The sequence below is a fragment of the Bradyrhizobium sp. USDA 4473 genome (assembly GCF_054063335.1).
Genome location: NZ_JBSSGE010000001.1, coordinates 8,082,239 through 8,098,454 on the forward strand (window position 1 = coordinate 8,082,239; position 16,216 = coordinate 8,098,454).

The following is a 16,216-nucleotide window of genomic DNA, read 5'->3' on the forward strand; positions in this document are numbered from 1 at the left end:
TCTCGCCTTCGCCCACGACCCACCCCACGGAGCAGCGGATGGACGTCGAGATCGCCCCCAAGCCGGCCGAACCTCTGCTGCGATTGCGGGGGATATCGAAGCGATTCACCGGCGTCCGCGCGCTCGACCGCGTCGACCTCGATGTCCACGCCGGCGAGCTTCACGTGCTGTTCGGCGAGAACGGTGCTGGCAAGTCGACCCTGATCAATGTCATATCGGGTACCTTTCCAGCCGACGAAGGCACCTTCCATTTCGGCGGCGAGCAGATCCAGCATCTGACACCGCAACGGGCCCGCGAGATCGGCATCAGCCCGGTGTTCCAGGAATTCTCGCTGATCCCGAGTCTCACCGTCGAAGAGAACCTGTTCCTTGGCCGCGAGATTACCCATGGCGGGGTGCTGCGCTCGCGCGAGATGCGCAAGCGCGCCAGCGCACTGATCGACGAGCTCGGCTTCGATCTCGATCCGTCACAACGGATCGATGACCTCTCCCGCGCACATCAGCAGATGGCCGAGATCGCAAAAGCCCTGCTCGGTCGCGTCCGCCTTTTGATCCTCGACGAGCCGACCGCCTCTTTGACCGAACGCGAGACCGGACGACTGTTCGAGCTGATCGCGCGCCTGAAAAGCCAGAATGTCGGGCTGATCTATGTCTCGCACCGCATGCGCGAGATCCGCGCGCTTGCCGACCGCGTCACGGTGCTGCGCGACGGCCGTCATATCCAGACCCTCGATGCCGCCGGCTCGACGGATGGCGAACTGGTGGAATTGATGACCGGCCGCAAGATCGACCTGCTGTTTCCGACCATCGCGCATCGCCCCGACAAGGTGATGGTCGACATCGAAAGCCTGACGCTCGCCGACGGCAGCGTTCAGGGGGTGAATTTCCATGCCTGCGCCGGCGAGATCACCGGAATCGCCGGCCTCGTCGGCTGCGGCAAGTCGGAGCTGATCCGCGCGATCTACGGCATCGAACCCGCGACGTCCGGCGTGATCCGTATCGATGGTCTGCCTTACGAATTTCCGACGCCCAGGCGAAGTCTCAAGCGCGGTATCGCCTATTTTCCTGCCAACCGCATCGCCGAGGGTCTCGCGCTGTCGCGGCCGATCCGCGAGAACGCATCGATGACCGGGCTCGACCTACCCGCCTTCGCCCGCTTAGGCGTCTTGCGGCAGGCTGCCGAGCGCATGACGATTACAGGCATCATGGAGCAGCTGCAGCTACGGCCGCTGAACATCGAACGCAGCGCCGGCACATTGTCCGGCGGCAACCGCCAGAAGGTGATGCTGGGACCGCGCGCTGACGCGTGAACTGACCGTATTCCTCTTCGACGAGCCGAGCGTCGGGATCGACGTCGGCGCCAAGCTCGAAGTCTACGAGTTCATGAAACGCCTGATCGAGGCCGGCGCCGCCGTTATCGTGGTGTCGTCGGAATTGCCGGAGGTGCTGGCGCTGTCGAACCGGCTCTACGTGATGCACCACGGCCGCATCGCCGCCGAGCTGAAGGGCGCCGAGAAGACCGAGCAGAACGTGCTGTCGAGCTTCTTCCGCGATCACCTCGCCGCGGAGGTCGCATGACTACGGCGCTGGTCACCACCAACCCGCACGGCACGCTCAGCCTGCGATCGATGGCCGGCCGGATCGGATTCTTGCCGGCTTTGCTGGTGATGCTCGTGGCCGGCATGTCGGCGGTCGATCCGCAGTTCTATGGTATCATCAACGTCCTCAACATCCTGCGTAACGCCTCGCTGCTCGCGATCGTCGCCTGCGGCCAGGCACTGGTCATCATCGCCGGCGGCTTCGACCTTTCGGTCGGCGCGGTCGTCGCACTGGCGAGCGTCGTCACCGCAAAAACCATGGCGGCGACAGCTACGGCGTTTCCCGGCAACAATGCCCTTATCATCGCAAGCGGCGTCGCGGCCGGGCTCGGCTCCGGAGCCGTGGTCGGGCTCGTCAACGGCTTCTGCGTGGCCAAGCTCAAGGTCTCCGGCTTCGTGGTGACGCTCGGCACGATGTCGGCGACGGCGGGCGTCGGCTTGATGATCACCAACGGCATCCCGGTTTACGGCATGCCGGAGAGCTTCGTGAAAGGCTTTGGCCGCGCCCAGGCACTCGGGCTGCCGACCGCGGTTCATGTCGCGCTGATCGTAATCCTCCTGATGGTGTTTGCGCAGCGGCGTACGCTGTTCGGCCGTTACGTCTACGCGATCGGCGGCAATGTCGATGCCGCGGTGGTGTCGGGCGTGACGATTCAGCGCCATATCGTCGGCACCTATGTCGTCTCGAGCGTGCTTGCGGCATTGACCGGCATCCTGCTGACCGCGCAGGTCGGCTCCGGCCAGGCCAGCTTCGGCGGCGACCGGATGATGCTGCAATCGATCGCTGCCGCCGTGATCGGCGGCGTCAGCCTGCGCGGCGGCGTCGGGCGCGTCGAGATTGTCGCCGTCAGTGCGCTGTTCCTGACCATCCTCGGCAACGCCCTCAACCTGCTGCATGTCGATTCCCGCCTTCAGCCGGTCTTCCTCGGCGTCATCATGGTCGCAGCCGTGGCGCTCGACGAACTCAGCCGACGGAGCAAGCCGCGTGTCTGATCTCGAATTATCTGTCGGTGCCAAGGACCCCGATCGCCCGCAACTGACGGTGAGCCGCCGGCTCTGGAGCGCGGTCCTGCCGGCTGCCCTGGTGCTGCTGCTGCTCGGCTTTGCCATGGTCGACCACGGCGTGCTGTCGTCGGCCAACCTGCTCAACATCGCGCAGCAGACCAGCTACCTCGCCCTGTTCGCCATGGCGCAGACCGTCGTCATCCTCACCCGCGGCTTCGACCTCGCCCTTGGCCCGACCGTGTCGATGGTCAGCGTCGGCACTGCGCTGGCGATGGCCGGCGCCACCGCGTCGGGCCATGGCACGGCCGCCGTGCTGCTCGCCGGGCTCGCGGCCGGTTTCGCGCTCGGCATCGCGTGCGGCCTGTTCAACGGCGTGGTCATCGCGCTGCTCGGCGTCAATCCGTTCGTCGCGACGCTGGGCAGCTACAATATCGCGATCGGGATCGCGACCACCCTTTCGTCCGGACGGCCGGTGCAGGGCGTGCCGCCGCTGTTCTCGCAGATATTCTACGGCGGCAGCCTGTTCGGCGTGCCGGCGGCGATCGCGATCACCGTCGCGATCGGCGTCTTGCTTCATCTGCTGCTGGCACGCACCGTGTTCGGCCGGTCGCTCTATTTGATCGGCACCAACCCGCGCGCCGCGGCGGTCGCCGGCCTGCCGGTCAGGCGCATCCTGGTCGCGACCTACGTGCTGTGCTCGGGGCTTGCCGCGCTGGGTGCGATCATGATGACGGCGCGGACCGGCTCGGGCGAACCGAACCTCGGCGGCGCGCTTTCGCTGCAGGCGATCGCCGGCGCCGTGGTCGGCGGAACCAGCCTGGCAGGCGGGCGCGGCGGGGTCGGCACCGCCATCCTCGGCGCGCTGTTCATCACCATCCTGTCCAACGGCATGAACCTCACCCGGATCGACGGATACGTCCAGATGGTCGTGCTCGGCGCGATCGTCATCATCGGCGTCCTGCTGGATCGCCTGCGGCAGGAGCGACGCCAATGACGTCGGGCTCACCCATCCGGGACGGCGCGGTCGCGGCGCAGAACGCACCGGCATCGATCTACGTTGCGCCCTCGCTCGCCGCCGCGCTCGATGCACTGGGCGAAGTCGGTGCGGCCGGCGCTCCGTTTGCCGGCGGCACCTGGATCATGCGATCGCCGATCCGGCACCAGCCGCTCAAGACCCATTACGTCGCGATCGGACGAATAGCCGAGCTGAATGCGGTCCGGATCGGCAGCGATGCCATCGAGATCGGCGCGGCGGTCACGCATGCGGAGCTGACGGCGGCCCTGGCCGGTCATCCGGAGTTTGCCGGCCTCGCAGCGGCTGCCGGACACTCCGCCAACCCCGCGATCCGTGCCATGGCAACGATCGGCGGCAATCTCGCGACGTCTGATTTCGCCGCGGCGGATTGCGTGCCGGCGCTGCTCTGTCTCGATGCCGATGTCGAGATCGCGGACCGCAGCGGTCGCGAGCACCTCAGCCTGGCGGATTTCCTCAAGATCAGGTCAACGCTCGCACCCGGCCGCTTGGTGACACGGATCATCCTGCCCCGGACCTTGCGCAAGACGGTCCATGTCCGGCTGCCGCTGCGCAGAGCGGGCGACTATCCGGTCGCCATCGTCAGCCTTTCGGTCAGCCTCGATGCGGCGAGCCGTGTCCAGGCCGCGCGGATCGCCGTCGGTTCGGTCGAGGCGAGCGCACGGCGATGGCCGCGGCTGGAAGCGGCGCTGCTCGGACGGCCGCTCGACGCCGCAGAAGCAGCAAGGAGCGCGACCGAGTTGACGGACGAGTTCACCGGCCGCGACAGCGTCGATGCGCCCGGCTGGTATCGCGTCAGCGTGCTGCCTGGTCTCGTCCGCCGCGCTGCGACCGCAGCGCTCGGCTCCTGAACCCGCGGGGATCGACATGGGATTTAGCCTCACCGTCAACGGCGATCGCCTCTCCTGCACGGCGGACCCTGCCACGCCGCTGGTCGACATCCTGCGCGAGGAGCTGCATCTGACCGGCGCGAAACCGGTCTGTCGCGAAGGCTTTTGCGGTGCCTGCATGGTGCTGGTCGACGGCGAGCCCACGCCATCCTGCCTGCTGCCGGCCGCGTTGGCCGATGGCCGCGCGATCCACACGGTGGAAGGCCTCGCGCCGCACGGCGCACTGAACCGTATCCAGATAGCGCTCGAGGCCAGCGACGCCGTCCAGTGCGGCATGTGCTTTCCCGGCATGGTGGTGAGTTTGACACATCTCCTGACGACCCGGCCTGACGCGACCCGCGACGAGATCCGGGCTGCGCTGACCGGGAATATCTGCCGCTGCACCGGCTATGAACGCATTGTCGAGGCGACACTGCTCGCCTTGGCCACGAGATGATCGGGAGGCGCAGGGATGTCCGATGTTTCCGCGACGATGGATTTGCGCCGGCGCGACGCCGCCGACAAGCTGCGCGGCCGCACGCGCTACACCATCGATCGGTATCTGCCGGGCATGCTGCATGCCGCGGTGCTGCGCGCTACCGTGCCGTCGGGGCGGATCGTTCGTCTCGATACGTCGCGGGCTGCCCGCATGCCGGGGGTGCACGCGATCGTCACGGCAGCCGATGCGCCCGGCATGATCGGGATCGGCATCGCCGATCACCCGCTCTTCGCCCGCGACGTCATTCGCTACGATGGCGAACCGCTCGCCGCGGTCGCAGCCGTCACGTTGGCGCAGGCACAGGCCGCGCTGGCGGCGATCGACGTGGAGATCGAACCGCTGCCGGCAATATTGACCATGGCGGATGCACTGGCACCCGATGCGCCGCTGGTTCATCCGGACTGGCGGAGCTACGAGGTCCTGCTCGAAGGTGGCGCGCGTGGCGGCAACGTCGCCTGGGAGGCGACCGTCGTGCGCGGCGATGTCGATGCCGCGTTCGCGCGACCTGACGTCGAGATCGTCGAGAGCTGCTTTCGTGTCGGCCGGCAGAACCATGTGGCGTTCGAGCCGCGCGCGGTGGTCGCGAGCTACGAGGACGGCCGCTTCCACATCGAGACCTCGACTCAGGTCCCCTGGAGCATCCGCAACGCGACCGCGCGCCTGCTTGGCGTGCCGGCATCGCAGGTCCGCGTCACCGTGCCGCCGGTCGGCGGCGGCTTCGGTCTCAAGTTCGATCTGGCGGTTGAGCCCTTCGCTGCTCTGCTCGCCCGCGCCAGCGGTCGGCCGGTGCGCCTGGTCAATTCGCGCGAGGAGGAGATGCTGACCTGCCTGTTCCGCGAGAACGCCGACATCCGGATCCGCTCGGCGGTGACGCGCGAGGGCGACATCGTGGGCCGCGAAGCGGTCGTGCTGATGGATTGCGGCGCCTATGGCGGCGAACAGATCTTCCTGACCACCATGACCGCGCACACGCTGGGCGGCAACTACAAGCTCGGCAGCGTGCGCATGGTTTCACGCGCGGTCTATACCAACACGACGCCGAACGGTGCCTTTCGTTGCTGCAACGGCGTCTACAACACCTTTGCACTGGAGCGGCACACCGACGAGATCGCGGCGCGGATCGGCATGGATCCACTGGCCTTCCGCCGCCGCAACGTGCTCGGCGACAAGGATCTCGGCGCCACCGGCCAGGTGTTCGAAGGCAACGTGCTCGGCCCGATGCTCGCACGGATGGATACGCTGCGCGATGCGGCAACGCCAAGTCTCCCACGTGTCGACGGCCGGCTCCATGGACGCGCGACCACCGTCGGCACCTGGTTCGTCTTCGTCGGCCCGTCGGCGGCAACCGTGAACATGAATGCCGACGGCACGGCGACGCTGGTCACGTCGGGCGTGGAGATCGGGTCGGGCTCGATGATGCAGAGCCTGCCGCAGATCGTCGCCAGCACGCTCGGCATCGCGCCCGAGCACGTCATCGTCCGGGCCGCCGATACCGATGCGGCCGGCTATGATGTCGGCGTCGGCGGCGGCCGCACCACGGTTTCGCTCGGCGCCGCCAGCCTGTCGGCCGCGCAGGAGGTGCGCACCAAGCTCCTGAAGGTCGCCGCCGACATGATCGAGGCCGCGCCCGATGATCTCGTGATGCGCGACGGGCGGATCGAGATCGCGGGCGCGCCGGGCTCCGGCCGCACCGTCGCCGAGGTCGCGACCCGGGCCCAGACGCTAGGTGGTCCGGTTTCAGGCACCGGCGCCTTCACCGGCGCGGGCGTGCCGGCGATGCCGGGCTGCGTCGCCGGTCATTTCATCGACGCGATCGACATCCCCGTATTCGCAGTCCACGACTGCGAGGTCGCGGTCGATCCGGAAACCGGACATGTCGAGGTGCTCAGCTATCGCGTGGTGCAGGATGTCGGCCGTGCGCTAAATCCGCGCGCCATCCATGGCCAGATCCAGGGCGGTGTCGTGCAGGGGCTGGGTTATGCACTGCACGAGGAGGTCACGATCGGCGACAACGGCCGCGTCTGCCAGAACGGCTTCGAGACCTATCGGGTGCCGCTGGCGCTCGACGTCGTGCCGGTCGAGATCAGTCTTTACGAAGGGGCGCCGTCGATCGGACCGCTCGGCACCAAGGGCGCCGGCGAGGTGCCGATCCTCAATGTCGGCGCGGTCGTCGCCTGCGCTGTTGCGAACGCCACAGGCAAGCGCGTCCAGGCGCTACCATTGACCCCGCCGCGGGTGCTCGAGCTCCTGCTCGATCGAAAGCCGGAGCTGACCTTTCCCCACATTGCCGACAAATGGACGGATAATCTGATCCGCCCACACTGATGTCGTCAGACCCAGCCGCCGTCGACGATGTAGTTCTGGTTGGTGCAGGCGCCGCTGTCGTCCGCGGCGAAGAACAGCACGACGCGGGCGATGTCATCCGGCACCAGCTTGCGCTTGAGGCATTGCCGCTGCATCAGTTCGGCGACGCCTTCGGGCGTCAACCAATTGTCCTGCTGCCGCTGCGTCATGATCCATCCGGGCAGGATGGAATTGACCCGCACATTGTTCGGCCCGAGATCGCGGGCCAATGCACGGGTAAGGCCCTGCACCGCCGACTTGGCAGTCGTGTAGCAGGGCATGTTGCCCTGGCCGATCACCCAGCTCACCGACCCCATGTTGATGATCGAACCGCCGCCGGCCTGTTTCATGTCGGGTGCAACGGCCTGGGCGGCAAAGAACTGATGCTTCAGATTGGTGGCGAACCGCTCGTCCCAATATTCCGGCGTGACGTCCTCGATCGCGTGGCGGTCGTCGCGCGCTGCGTTGTTGACCAGGATGGTGATCGGCCCGAGCGCCTCGCGGATGCCGGCAATCGCGCGCCGCAGGGCCGCGATGTCGCGCAGATCGGCGTGCGCGAAATGGACGCGGGATTGCGCCGGCAGGTCGGCAAGCAACCGTTTCGAGGCCGTCTCGTCGATATCGATGAAGCCGACCCGTGCGCCCTGGTTGACGAACTGCCGGACGATCGCCTCGCCGATGCCGGAACCGCCACCGGTCACCAGGACGGTCCGGTCCTTGAGGCTTGGATAGATGGCACCCTGCATTGGCATACTCTCGATTGGACGCCTGAAGCGCGTCGGTTGCGTTGTTGCCGCGGCTCAAACCTGGGGCCGCAGCTCCCGAGATTTCACTCGGTTGTCTCCATGTGGCTTCGATCCACGACCCGCAGCGTCCGCCGCACCATGCCGTCGACAATCGTCGCCGACTCGCTGGGACGCACATGGACCGTCGTGGATTTGAGCAGCGACGGCAACACCGCCCGGTCGAGCCGCTCCTCGTAGGCGCTGCGCATCATGTCGAACGCTTCCAGGCCGGGGCCTGCGAGGATGAGATGATCCGGGCGCAGCACCGAAATCGTCGTGGCGACCGCCTCGGCAAGCGCGAGGCCGGCCTGCCGGAATAGCTGCTCGAGACGGGGGTCGCCGGCGCGTGCCCGCGCCCGCAACAGCGCCATCTGAGCCTCGGACGGCTGCTGCGACACCGCCGGCGGCAGGTCGAGAAAGGTGCGCGCGTCGCGGTAGAGCGCATAATCGGCAAGATGGGCCTCGATGCAGCCGCGTTGCCCGCAGCGGCATTGCGGACCGTTCATCGCCAACTTGACATGGCCGATCTCACTGCCCGCACCGGCTCTCCAGCTCGCTTCGCCATCGACAATGATACCCATGCCGACACCATGGCCCACCATGATCGTGGCGGTGAGGCCCTGTGCCAATGCGGGTTCGGCGGCCACAAGCGCCAGCGCAACGGCCACCGCGTCGTTCGCCATCACGACGTCGACGCCGAATGCCTCGCGCACGGGCTTCGCCAGATCGACGTCAGTGATCGACAGTGCCGGGCTCCACAAATGCCGGCCGCTGTCGGCGTCGACGATCCCCTGCAAGGCGATCCCGATTCCGAGCAGCCGATCGCGCGGCGTGGCCGTCTCATCGAGCATGGCTTCGATCTGGGCGATCACGAGATCGCACAACGCACCGGCATCGAGGCCGCGCGTCGTCAGTTCAAGCCGCGATTGCGCCAGGGCCGAGCCGCTGAAATCGGCGATCAATGTCTCGATCAGGTTCATGCGCAGCGAGACCGCGATGATCCGGCCGAACTCGGGATTGAGGGTGAGCAGCACCGCCGGCCGGCCGCGGCGGCGGCCGTTCAGCCCGTCCGCATCGTCCTCGTCGGTATCGTCGGTCCACAGCGCCGCCGCATCCGGCTCGGCTTCGCAGAGCAGGTCTTCCGCCATCAGTTTCGAGGTGATTGCCGAAATCGCCGGGAAGCTCAGCCCGGTGCTGCGTGCGAGCTCGACGCGCGGCAATGGCCCCTGACGCCGCAGGACCTCGACGAGACGACCGCGGCTCGACCCGCGAGCCACACTTGAAGCACGTCTCAGCGGTTCAGACTGCTCGTTCATGCCGACTTTTTTAATTCGCTCGATAAAATTATTCAACGTATGCGGCTCAGAAGTTGGTCAAAAATGGCGGATAGCGGCGAAAATACATCACCATCATACTATTATTACTTGAAGACGTCGGAATGAACACCCTTGACTGGACATTTTGTCGCGATAATTTATTAGCTGCGTGAATAAAATAAGGCGTGAAAAGCGCCGAGCGTGAAATCCCCTCACCGGGGGTGTCGTCAGGGAGGTGCATATGAATGACTCGATGAAAAGATTGATCGTGCCGCTGCTCGCGGGCGCAGCCGCGCTCGCGATGGCAACAGGGGTAGCACAGGCGCAGCAAAAAAAGACCATCGCCCTGGTGACCAATGTCGCCGCCGACTTCTGGACCATCGCGGGCCGCGGGCTCGAGAAGGCACAGAAGGAGCACCCGGAATACAATATCGAGCTGATCGTCACCAATGAAGGGACGGCGGCCGGCCAGCGCCGCGAACTGGACGATCTGCTGGTGCGTGGCGTCGCCGGCATCTCGATCTCGGTCGACGATGCGCCGCATGCGACCGAAGAGCTCAACAAGGTCGCAGCCAAGACCGTGCTGATCACGACCGACAGCGACGCGCCGCAGAGCAACCGCCTGGCCTATATCGGCACCGACAATGTCGCAGCGGGACGGCAGGCCGGCGAGGAGATCAAGAAGGCGCTGCCGAACGGCGGCAAGATCGCACTGTTCGTCGGCACGATGGATGCCGACAACGCCCGCGAGCGCGTACAGGGCATTAAGGAAGCGATCGCCGGCACCAAGGTCGAGCTGGTCGACGTCTTCACCGACCAGGTGGACTTCGCCAAGGCCAAGGCGAACATGGAGAACGTGCTCGTCAAATATCCCGACATCGCATTGCTGTCCGGGCTGTGGAGCTACGAAACGCCGCTGATCTATGACGCGGTGAAGGCCGCGGGCAAGGCCGGCAAGGTGAAGATCGTCGGCTTCGACGAGGACCAGCGCACGCTGCGCGGCATTTCCGACGGCACGATCGAATCCACGGTCGTGCAGCAGCCCTACGAGTTCGGTTATCTCTCGGCCACCAACATCATCAAGACGCTGAACGGCGACAAGTCCTGGATTCCGAAGGACAGCAAACTGATCGTTCCGACCAAGGTCATCAGCAAGACCAATGTCGCGGAGTTCGCCGGACAGATGAAGGAACTGCTGAAGAAATAACTTCAGTCGGCATCACCGCCCGGCCGCCGCAGGCAGCCGGGCGGATGCAGGAGGATATGCCGAATGGCGGAGACGCTGCTCGAACTCAGCGGAATCAGCAAGACCTACCCCGGCGTGCGGGCGCTGGACGACGTCAATTTGCGCGTCTGCCGCGGCGAGGTGCTTGGCCTGATCGGCGAGAACGGCGCCGGCAAATCGACGCTGATGCGCGTGCTGGCCGGCGTGATTGAACCGAGCGCGGGCGTGATCCGGATCGGGGGCAACGAGCACGCCCGGATGACGGTGAGCGAGGCCACGCAATGCGGCATCGCCTTCGTGCACCAGGAGCTGAATCTGTTCGAGAACCTCGACGTCGCGGCCAACGTCTTCATCGGGCGCGAGAAGCTTGCCGGCGGCCCGCTGAAGCTGGTGGACAATGCCGAGATGCGTGCCCGGGTGACGCCGTTGCTGGAACGTCTGGGCGCCGATTTCACGCCGAACACGCTGGTCGACAATCTGTCGATCGCGGAGCGTCAGATGGTGGAGATCGCCAAGGCGCTCTCGATCGACGCCCGCGTGATCATCATGGACGAGCCGACCTCCAGCCTGACGATTTCCGAAACCGAGCGGCTGCTCGAGGTGATCGCCGACCTGAAGGCGCACGGCATCTCGGTGATCTACATCTCCCACCGGCTCGGCGAGATCATGAGCTGCGCCGATCGCGTCGTGGTGCTGCGCGACGGGCGCACGGTCGGCGAGCTGGCGCGAGACGAGCTCAGCCACGCAGCGATGATCCGGCTGATGATCGGCCGCGACCTCAAGGCGCTGTATACGCCGCCGGCCCACGCGCCGCAGCCGGGCGGCTGCGATATCGAAGGCGTCGTGACATCGGCCTTTCCCGACCGGCAGGTCAACCTGTCGGTACGTCGCGGCGAGATCCTCGGCCTCGCCGGCCTGGTCGGCGCCGGCCGCACCTCGCTGGCCCGCGCCGTGTTCGGTGTCGACGCACTGCTGGCTGGCGAAATCAGGGTCGACAACATGCCGGTCGGCGTCGGCTCGCCGCGCGATGCGATCAGGCAAGGGATCTACCTGGTGCCGGAGGATCGCAAGAAATCCGGACTGGTGCTCGAATTGCCGATCCGGGAAAACGTCACGCTCGCGAGCCTGCTGGATCACGCGCGGATGTGGCTGGTCAACGGTACGGCTGAGCGCAAGATCGCCAAGGACCAGGCCCGGCGGCTGTCGATCAAGGCGCCGAGCGTCGACATTGAAGCCGTGACGCTGTCCGGCGGCAACCAGCAGAAAGTCGTGCTGGGCAAGTGGCTCTCGATGCAGCCGCGCGTGATGTTCTTCGACGAGCCGACCCGCGGCATCGACGTCGGCGCCAAGAGCGAGATCTACGCGCTGATGCGCAGCCTCGCCGACCAGGGCGTCGCGATCGTGATGATCTCCTCGGACATGGAGGAGGTCATCGGCGTCTCCGACCGGGTGGCGGTGATGCATGAAGGCAGTGTCAGCGGCGTGCTCGAGCGCGACCAGTTCAGCGAATACAACGTGTTGAGGCTGGCGGTCGGCCAAGCGCTCGAAATTCAGGAGGCCGCGGCGTCATGATGAAGAAGGAACTCGGCCTGTTCTTGCTGCTGGCGGTGATCTCGGCCATCACCGGTGTGATCAATCCGGCCTTCCTGTCGTTCGTGAACCTGCTGAACATGGCCAATCTGATCGGCCTGTTCGGCGTGTTCGCACTGGGCGAAGGGCTCGTCATCATCACCGGCGGCATCGATCTCTCGCTCGGCTCGATGTTCGCGCTGCTCGGCGTCGTCTTCATCGATCTGCTGACGACCTATCAAGTGCCCTGGCCGTTCGCGCTGCTGCTGGTGCTGATGGGCGGGCTGGCACTCGGCGGCATTCAGGGCTTCCTGATCACGCGGCTGAAGATGCAGCCCTTCATCGTGACGCTGTGCGGGCTTTTGATCTATCGCGGCGCGGCGCGCTACTACACCAGCGATTCGACCCGCGGCTTCGGCTACGGCGACGAGGCCAGCACGCTCAGCAACATCGCCTCCGGCAACGTCGCTGGCATTCCGAACACCTTCATCTTCCTGATCGTGCTTGCGCTGATCCTCGGCGTGCTGCTGCACCGTTCGGTCTACGGGCGCTGGCTCTATGCCGTGGGCAAGAACGAGGAAGCGGCACGCTTCTCCGGCATCAACACCAACCTCGTGATCGCGACCGCCTATGTCATCAGCGGCGTGCTCGCCGGTGTGTCGACCGTGATGTTCGTGTTCTATACCAACTCGGTCTCGCCGAGTTCGTTCGGCAATTTCTATGAGCTCTATGCGATCGCGGCGGCGGTTCTCGGCGGCTGCAGCCTGCGCGGCGGCGAGGGCTCGATTCTCGGCATCGTGCTGGGCACGGCGTTGCTGCAGGTGCTGCAGAACCTGGTGAACATCCTCGGCATCCCGAACTCCCTGAACTTCGCGGTGATGGGAACGGTGATCCTGATCGGCGTGCTGGCGGATCAGCAATTGCAGGCGCGGCGGCGGCGCAAGGCCGCGCTGGCTGGCCTCGCCCGCACGGCGCCGAAGGCGCCATCCGGCCAGGGAAAGCAGAGCACATCGACGCTCAGCGCGGCCGCGGTGCGGACGGGCACGGGCGAGCAGGCATGACGGTACGGCGCGACCGGGGAGCAGCATGGTCGCGGCGACTTGAGAAGAGGAGCTTGAGGGGAGCTCGACGCGCAAGGTCGCTTTTGCTGTGCGCGCCGTTTCTATCTCAAGTTGACGGATCGATACACGGGGCGCGTTTCGGCTGAGGGGCTTTGGGCCGGAACGCGACACAAACAGACAAAGCCGGGGACGCTGGGAGTGCAGAAAATGTCATCTTGGTCTGTGAGCACCGCGCGGGCGTGCGGCGTGGGGATCGCCCTGTTATCTCTGTTCGGCGGCGCGCGTGCTGCCGATCTGCTAACGAAGGCTCCGCCTGTGCCTTACACGGAGACCGACGATTTCTGGACGAGGCCGTATCTTTTCGGCGATCTCGGCAGAACGCAGCTGAAGGAGCGCGGAATCTCGCTGGCCCTGACGCTGGGTGACGAAGCCGTCGGTAACTTGTCGGGCGGCAACAGGAACACCGCGACCCAGGCCGGTCAGCTGTTCTTCCAGGCCAAGTTCGACATGGCAAAGCTCGCCGGCATCCAGGGCGCCACCGTCGGCCTCACGCTGGTCGACCGCTTCGGCCACAATCTGAATGACGAGGCAGGCATTCCGGCCTTGCAGCTGACCAACGAAGTGTTCGGCCGCGGCAACATTCTGCGCCTCACCGAACTCTACTGGTCGCAGAAGCTGTTCGATGATCGCCTCGAACTCAAGGGCGGCCGTCTCCCGGTCGGTTCCGACTTCTTCTTCGGCCTGTGCGAGTTCATCAACCTGACATTCTGCGGCGGTCAGCCCGGCAACATCCAGGGTGGCTACATCTACAACTGGCCGGTGAGCCAGTGGGGCGGTGTCGTTCACTACAACTTCACCAAGGAATGGCAGCTGTCGGTCGGCGTCTACGACGCCAATCCGAATTATCTGACGACGTCGGACTCCAGCGTCTACTTCCTGCCCGGCGCTCCCGGATCGAGCCCCGCCTCCGGCGTGCTGGTGCCGGTCGAGGTGGTCTGGGCGCCGAGCGGTCCGCTGAACGGGACCTGGCGCTTCGGCGGCTGGTATGACAACGCTTCGACCATCGACGGCGGCCTGCCGGGCATCATCGCGATCTCGCCGGGCATCGGTGGTGTCTCGGACCAGAACCTCGGCGATTCACGCGGTCGCTATGGCGTCTATGAATCGATCCTGCAGCGCTTGACCGTCGACGGCCCCAAGGCACAGGGCTGGTACACCTTCCTCAACACGACCGTCGCCGATCACCGGACGTCGTACCAGGATTACCAGATCGCCCTCGGCTTCAGGCACACCGGCACGTTCTCCTGGCGTCCGGACGACGAGGTCGGCTTTGCGGTGGGCACGACCCACGTGAACACGGCCGCGCTCACACCCAATGCCGGCGGCAACGAAGTTCCAATCGAAGCCTGGTACGGCTGGCAGGCGACCGGCTGGATGAACCTCAAGTTCGACGCCCAGTACGTGATCAATCCGGGCGGACGCGGCTACAACGCCGCCGGCGTGAAGACCGACAACGCCTGGATTCTCGGCCTGCGCACGCTGGTGCACTTCTGAGCTGCCGGCATATGTTCGAACGAGGCCAGCCATGGTAACCCCTCACGACGCCGGGCTGGCGGTCCTGGAGTTGAAGGGCATCGGCAAGGAGTTCGGCGCCATTCGCGCGTTGCATGGCGTCGACCTGCGCATCTCTCCCGGCGAAGTGGTCGGCCTGATGGGCGACAACGGCGCCGGCAAGTCGACGCTCGTCAAGATCATTGCCGGCAACTTCCCGCCAAGTCACGGCGAGATCCGCTTTGACGGCAAGTCGGTCCATTTCGCCCGTCCGATCGATGCCCGTGCGGTCGGTATCGAAGTGGTCTACCAGGACCTTGCCCTCGCCGACAACCTCACGGCCGCGGCCAATGTCTTCCTCGGCCGTGAGCTCAAGCGCAAGCTTGGTCCGTTCGCCTTGCTCGACCACAAGGCGATGGCGGCGCGTGCGCTGGAGCTGTTCGGCGAGCTACGTTCGGAGACCCGTCCGCATGACCTCGTCAAGCAGATGTCGGGCGGCCAGCGTCAGGCGGTCGCGATCGCCCGGACGCGGCTCTCCAATGCCAAGCTCGTGATGATGGACGAGCCGACGGCCGCGATCTCGGTCCGCCAGGTCGAGCAGGTGCTGGGCCTGATCCATCGTCTGAAGGAACAGGGCGTCGCGGTCATGTTGATCTCGCACCGCATGCCCGACGTGTTCGCGGTCTGCGACCGCGTCGTCGTGATGCGCCGCGGCGAGAAGCGCGCCGACAAAGCAATCGGCGACACCAGCCCCGAGGAGGTCACGTCCCTCATCACCGGAGCGAAGGAGGCTGCGTGATGGCCACGCCCCTGGACTCTCCGATCAGCTTCACCAATGTCGGCAAGGCCAGATGGTGGCAGAGCGGCTTCTTCGCCTCGCAGACCGGCTACGTCCTGCTGGCGCTGCTCGTGCTGTTCGTGGTGATGAACTTCGCCAGCCCCTATTTCCTCACCGAAGGCAACATCCAGAACGTTGCGAAGAACTTCTCCTTCATCGCCATCGCCACGCTCGGCATGACCTTCGTCATCATTACCGGCGGCATCGATCTCTCGGTCGGCTCGGTGATGTGCTTCTCCGCGATGATCACCTCGATGGTCATGACGCAGATCTCGACACCGGGTCTGCCCGGCGCTGACTGGTTCGTGCATCTGGGCGCTGACGGCAAGACCGCGGTCGCCAATTTGCCGGGCTTGATCCTGCTCGTCTCGGTGCTGGCCGGACTCGGCGTCGCGCTGATCGTCGGCCTCGTCAACGGCTTCTGCATCGCGGTGCTTGGGCTGTCGCCTTTCGTCACCACGCTCGGCATGCTGTCGATCGTGCGCGGTCTCGGCTACGTCGTCTCCAACGGCCGCGGCAGTTTT

The 16,216-nt window shown here is 65.8% G+C and carries 15 protein-coding genes; 13 read left to right on the plus strand and 2 right to left on the minus strand.

What is annotated here, in order from left to right; genetic code table 11:
- Positions 1–38 precede the first annotated feature (38 nt).
- The 7 genes from ACVW17_RS37865 to ACVW17_RS37895 all read left to right on the plus strand — a co-directional run bounded on the left by ACVW17_RS37865 (position 39) and on the right by ACVW17_RS37895 (position 7,329).
- On the plus strand, positions 39–1,310 hold the full coding sequence (locus ACVW17_RS37865; protein ID WP_456798907.1) for a sugar ABC transporter ATP-binding protein: 1,272 nt from the start codon (positions 39–41) through the stop codon (positions 1,308–1,310).
- 73 nt (positions 1,311–1,383) lie between these two features.
- Positions 1,384–1,578: a hypothetical protein gene (locus tag ACVW17_RS37870; protein ID WP_456798908.1), complete on the plus strand. Its 195-nt coding sequence runs from the start codon at positions 1,384–1,386 to the stop codon at positions 1,576–1,578.
- Positions 1,575–2,591, plus strand: a complete 1,017-nt coding sequence (locus ACVW17_RS37875; RefSeq protein ID WP_456798909.1) for an ABC transporter permease — start codon at positions 1,575–1,577, stop codon at positions 2,589–2,591. The genes ACVW17_RS37870 and ACVW17_RS37875 overlap by 4 nt, the downstream gene beginning before the upstream one ends.
- Positions 2,584–3,597 carry an ABC transporter permease gene (locus ACVW17_RS37880; protein ID WP_456798910.1) on the plus strand — a complete coding sequence of 338 codons (1,014 nt, stop codon included), beginning with the start codon at positions 2,584–2,586 and terminating at the stop codon, positions 3,595–3,597. The genes ACVW17_RS37875 and ACVW17_RS37880 overlap by 8 nt, the downstream gene beginning before the upstream one ends.
- On the plus strand, positions 3,594–4,487 hold the full coding sequence (locus ACVW17_RS37885; RefSeq protein WP_456798911.1) for an FAD binding domain-containing protein: 894 nt from the start codon (positions 3,594–3,596) through the stop codon (positions 4,485–4,487). Before ACVW17_RS37880 ends, ACVW17_RS37885 begins: the two co-directional genes overlap by 4 nt.
- A 16-nt stretch (positions 4,488–4,503) precedes the next feature.
- Positions 4,504–4,962 carry a (2Fe-2S)-binding protein gene (locus tag ACVW17_RS37890; RefSeq protein WP_456798912.1) on the plus strand — a complete coding sequence of 153 codons (459 nt, stop codon included), beginning with the start codon at positions 4,504–4,506 and terminating at the stop codon, positions 4,960–4,962.
- Positions 4,963–4,977: 15 nt separating this feature from the next.
- Positions 4,978–7,329 (plus strand): xanthine dehydrogenase family protein molybdopterin-binding subunit, encoded by a 2,352-nt coding sequence (locus ACVW17_RS37895; protein ID WP_456798913.1) that lies wholly within the window; start codon positions 4,978–4,980, stop codon positions 7,327–7,329.
- Between the two features lie 5 nt (positions 7,330–7,334).
- On the opposite strand, the gene ACVW17_RS37900 is transcribed toward ACVW17_RS37895, so the two are convergent.
- Positions 7,335–8,093, minus strand: coding sequence for an SDR family NAD(P)-dependent oxidoreductase (locus ACVW17_RS37900; RefSeq protein WP_456798914.1), 759 nt, complete (start codon positions 8,091–8,093; stop codon positions 7,335–7,337).
- An 83-nt stretch (positions 8,094–8,176) separates the two neighbouring features.
- Positions 8,177–9,448 carry an ROK family protein gene (locus tag ACVW17_RS37905; RefSeq protein WP_456749878.1) on the minus strand — a complete coding sequence of 424 codons (1,272 nt, stop codon included), beginning with the start codon at positions 9,446–9,448 and terminating at the stop codon, positions 8,177–8,179.
- Positions 9,449–9,689: 241 nt separating this feature from the next.
- On the opposite strand from ACVW17_RS37905, the gene ACVW17_RS37910 reads away from it, so the two are divergent.
- From ACVW17_RS37910 to ACVW17_RS37935, 6 genes are all read left to right on the plus strand, one after another.
- The gene (locus ACVW17_RS37910) at positions 9,690–10,655 is read left to right on the plus strand and encodes a sugar-binding protein (RefSeq protein ID WP_456749879.1); all 966 of its coding nucleotides are present in this window, start codon (positions 9,690–9,692) and stop codon (positions 10,653–10,655) included.
- A 63-nt stretch (positions 10,656–10,718) separates the two neighbouring features.
- Positions 10,719–12,245, plus strand: coding sequence for a sugar ABC transporter ATP-binding protein (locus ACVW17_RS37915; RefSeq protein WP_456798915.1), 1,527 nt, complete (start codon positions 10,719–10,721; stop codon positions 12,243–12,245).
- The gene (locus ACVW17_RS37920; RefSeq protein ID WP_456798916.1) at positions 12,242–13,303 is read left to right on the plus strand and encodes an ABC transporter permease; all 1,062 of its coding nucleotides are present in this window, start codon (positions 12,242–12,244) and stop codon (positions 13,301–13,303) included. Before ACVW17_RS37915 ends, ACVW17_RS37920 begins: the two co-directional genes overlap by 4 nt.
- A 207-nt stretch (positions 13,304–13,510) precedes the next feature.
- Positions 13,511–14,857, plus strand: coding sequence for a carbohydrate porin (locus ACVW17_RS37925; protein WP_456749882.1), 1,347 nt, complete (start codon positions 13,511–13,513; stop codon positions 14,855–14,857).
- A gap of 31 nt (positions 14,858–14,888) precedes the next feature.
- Positions 14,889–15,653 (plus strand): ATP-binding cassette domain-containing protein, encoded by a 765-nt coding sequence (locus ACVW17_RS37930; protein ID WP_456798917.1) that lies wholly within the window; start codon positions 14,889–14,891, stop codon positions 15,651–15,653.
- The coding region (locus ACVW17_RS37935; RefSeq protein WP_456798918.1) for an ABC transporter permease at positions 15,653–16,216 on the plus strand (564 nt) is incomplete at its 3' end. The genes ACVW17_RS37930 and ACVW17_RS37935, both read left to right, overlap by 1 nt.

Excerpts from the sequence above, each read along its gene's own strand:
- ACVW17_RS37865 (WP_456798907.1), top strand. The coding sequence starts at position 39 with ATGGACGTCGAGATCGCCCCCAAGCCGGCCGAACCTCTGCTGCGATTG.
- ACVW17_RS37870 (WP_456798908.1), top strand. The coding sequence starts at position 1,384 with ATGAAACGCCTGATCGAGGCCGGCGCCGCCGTTATCGTGGTGTCGTCG.
- ACVW17_RS37875 (WP_456798909.1), top strand. The coding sequence starts at position 1,575 with ATGACTACGGCGCTGGTCACCACCAACCCGCACGGCACGCTCAGCCTG.
- ACVW17_RS37885 (WP_456798911.1), top strand. The coding sequence starts at position 3,594 with ATGACGTCGGGCTCACCCATCCGGGACGGCGCGGTCGCGGCGCAGAAC.
- ACVW17_RS37890 (WP_456798912.1), top strand. The coding sequence starts at position 4,504 with ATGGGATTTAGCCTCACCGTCAACGGCGATCGCCTCTCCTGCACGGCG.
- ACVW17_RS37895 (WP_456798913.1), top strand. The coding sequence starts at position 4,978 with ATGTCCGATGTTTCCGCGACGATGGATTTGCGCCGGCGCGACGCCGCC.
- ACVW17_RS37900 (WP_456798914.1), bottom strand. The coding sequence starts at position 8,093 with ATGCAGGGTGCCATCTATCCAAGCCTCAAGGACCGGACCGTCCTGGTG.
- ACVW17_RS37905 (WP_456749878.1), bottom strand. The coding sequence starts at position 9,448 with ATGAACGAGCAGTCTGAACCGCTGAGACGTGCTTCAAGTGTGGCTCGC.
- ACVW17_RS37910 (WP_456749879.1), top strand. The coding sequence starts at position 9,690 with ATGAATGACTCGATGAAAAGATTGATCGTGCCGCTGCTCGCGGGCGCA.
- ACVW17_RS37915 (WP_456798915.1), top strand. The coding sequence starts at position 10,719 with ATGGCGGAGACGCTGCTCGAACTCAGCGGAATCAGCAAGACCTACCCC.
- ACVW17_RS37920 (WP_456798916.1), top strand. The coding sequence starts at position 12,242 with ATGATGAAGAAGGAACTCGGCCTGTTCTTGCTGCTGGCGGTGATCTCG.
- ACVW17_RS37925 (WP_456749882.1), top strand. The coding sequence starts at position 13,511 with ATGTCATCTTGGTCTGTGAGCACCGCGCGGGCGTGCGGCGTGGGGATC.
- ACVW17_RS37930 (WP_456798917.1), top strand. The coding sequence starts at position 14,889 with ATGGTAACCCCTCACGACGCCGGGCTGGCGGTCCTGGAGTTGAAGGGC.